A 2160-nucleotide genomic window follows, 5' to 3' on the forward strand; every position below is an offset into this window, starting at 1 on the left:
CCCCGCCGCTGGACCCGGCCGACCCCGCCGTCCGCGCGGTGCTCCTGGGTCTGCTGGCGGTGACCTACGCCCTGAACACGGCTGCCTTCGTGGGGGCCGAGGTGCGGCAGGCCCGCGCCCGCCGCCGCGCCGCCCGCGCCGGGTAGAGACACCCCGCCCCACAGACAGATCAGCAGACAGGCCCGCAGACAGCGATCAGCCTGGCCCGCCATACTGCCCGGATGTTCAGCCAAGAAGGTCTCCTCCGAACCGTGCTTCTGGACCGCCGCCGAAGGTCGCGTGCCCTCCTGACCGCCCTGCTGCTTGGGGTCTCTCCACTGGCCCACGCGCAGGCAGCGGCTCAGGGCGCGGCGCAACTCACCGTCACCACCGACCAGACGGTCGCCTACGTCAACGGCGTGGCGACCCCCTTTCCCGCCGCGCCCCGGCTGATCGGCGGGCGCACGCTGGTGCCCCTGCGCGAGACGGCGGCGCTGCTGGGCCAGCCCGTGACCGAGGTGGCCGGGCAGCTTCAGGTGGGGCGCCTGAACGTGGACCCAGGGCGGGCGGCGGCGTTCCTGTCGGGGGCCGCGCAGCCCTCCGGGAGCGTGGTGGACGTGGGGGGCGTCGTGTACGTGCCGGTGCGCCTGCTGGCCGATGGGCTGAACGCCAACCTCAGCGTGGGGGCGGACGGGCGCACCCTGACCCTCTCGGCGCTGGCGCAGGGGGTCAATCCGCTGGCCCCGCAGGCCCGCTTCGCCACCGACAAGACGACCTACGCGCCCGGCGAGCGGGTGGTCTACACCGAGTACGCCTTCGACCCCGACGGGGCCGACCTCACCGCGCGGCGCTGGACCGGGCGGCAGGAGGTCTTCTTTCAGCCCGGCACCTACACGGTCAGCCTGCAGGTCACCAACAGCCGGGGCCTCCAGAGTGCGCCCTTCTCGCGGACCATCCGGGTGGAGGGGCAGGCGGTGGACACCCCGCTGACCTACGCGCTGCGCTACGCCGAGCCGGGTGACCGCTTTCCCGATCCGCAGCTCCGGGCCTACCCGCTGGCCGTCACCCAGCCCACTTCCCGCGAGAACCATCCCCTGATCTTCAGCAACAGCCCCGAGGTACCGACCCAGAGCGGCATTCTGTATCAGGACAGCGTGTCGGGGCGGGTGCGGCTGCTGGGGTACCACCTCAACGGGCTGAGGGCCGGAGCGCGGCTGCATATCCTGGCCCGCAACCTGGAGGGCGGCCCGGTCGAACTGCGCACCGAGCGCCGGGGCGAGACGGCGCCCACCCGCATCGAGACGCTGCTGGGGCAGGTCACCCTGCTGGACTATTTCGCCAGCACGGGCGGCCCCACCCTGACCCTGCCGCCCGGCGAGACGGTGCCGGTGTACGCCAGCCCCACCCTGAGCCCCGGCACCGGGGTGAACGTGATGCAGGACCTCGTGGCGTCGGGGCGGGTGGAACTCACCTTTCTGATGCTGGAAGAGGGCCTGCCCGCGACCGCGCAGGTGGCCCAGCAGCTTCCCTACCTCCCCCACGACGGCAAGCACCAGCGCGGCACCTTCGAGAACGCGGTGCGCGGCCTGCGGGTGAACCTGACCACGCTGCCCGCCCGGTTGGTGATCGGGGACGGACAGGTCGACCCCGCGATCACCGGGGTGGACAAGCTGACCGGGCAGCCCCAGCGCCTGCTGGGGAACTACGGAGTGCGCTACCACCTGGAGGTCTACGGGGCGGGCGGCACGGCGGTGGCCTTCAGCCCACGCGGGGGCCTCTACCGGGGCGCGATGCACGTGCAGGACGGCCCGGTGGGGCAGACCATCAAGCTGCCGCGCACGGGCAACGCCATCGAGCCCGACCAGCCCGTGCTGCTGTGGCGCACCCAGAGTGACCGCCTCGACCTCGATCTGGTGCCCGCCAGCGGGAGCAACCTGCCCGTCAGCCTGATCTTCTACAAGACGAATGGACTGGGAACCGGGACCGGGTACGGGGGACTGTTCAAGCCGTATCAGCCATAGGCGGCGCTACAGCGTCCGGGTGGCCGCCACCCACCACCCCGGATGCCGCGCCCGCAGGAGGGCCGACGCCGCGTGCGCCGCGTCGTCGTCCGGGGCGAGGGCGAAGCAGGTCGCGCCGCTGCCGCTCATCAGGGGCGCCCGCAGGCCCGCCGCGGTCAGC

General features: G+C 73.0%; 2 protein-coding genes. One reads left to right on the forward strand and one right to left on the reverse strand.

Translation table 11 applies throughout. The features are described from left to right. Window positions 1-221 precede the first annotated feature (221 nt). Window positions 222-2000: a stalk domain-containing protein gene (locus QOL99_RS16615; RefSeq protein WP_285525477.1), complete on the forward strand. Its 1779-nt coding sequence runs from the start codon at window positions 222-224 to the stop codon at window positions 1998-2000. Between the two features lie 6 nt (window positions 2001-2006). Here QOL99_RS16615 and QOL99_RS16620 read toward each other — a convergent pair whose 3' ends face one another. Beyond that, window positions 2007-2129 (reverse strand): hypothetical protein, encoded by a 123-nt coding sequence (locus QOL99_RS16620; protein WP_326522600.1) that lies wholly within the window; start codon window positions 2127-2129, stop codon window positions 2007-2009. Between the last annotated feature and the right edge of the window lie 31 nt (window positions 2130-2160).

The sequence above is a fragment of the Deinococcus rhizophilus genome (assembly GCF_030271215.1).
Taxonomy (GTDB): domain Bacteria; phylum Deinococcota; class Deinococci; order Deinococcales; family Deinococcaceae; genus Deinococcus; species Deinococcus rhizophilus.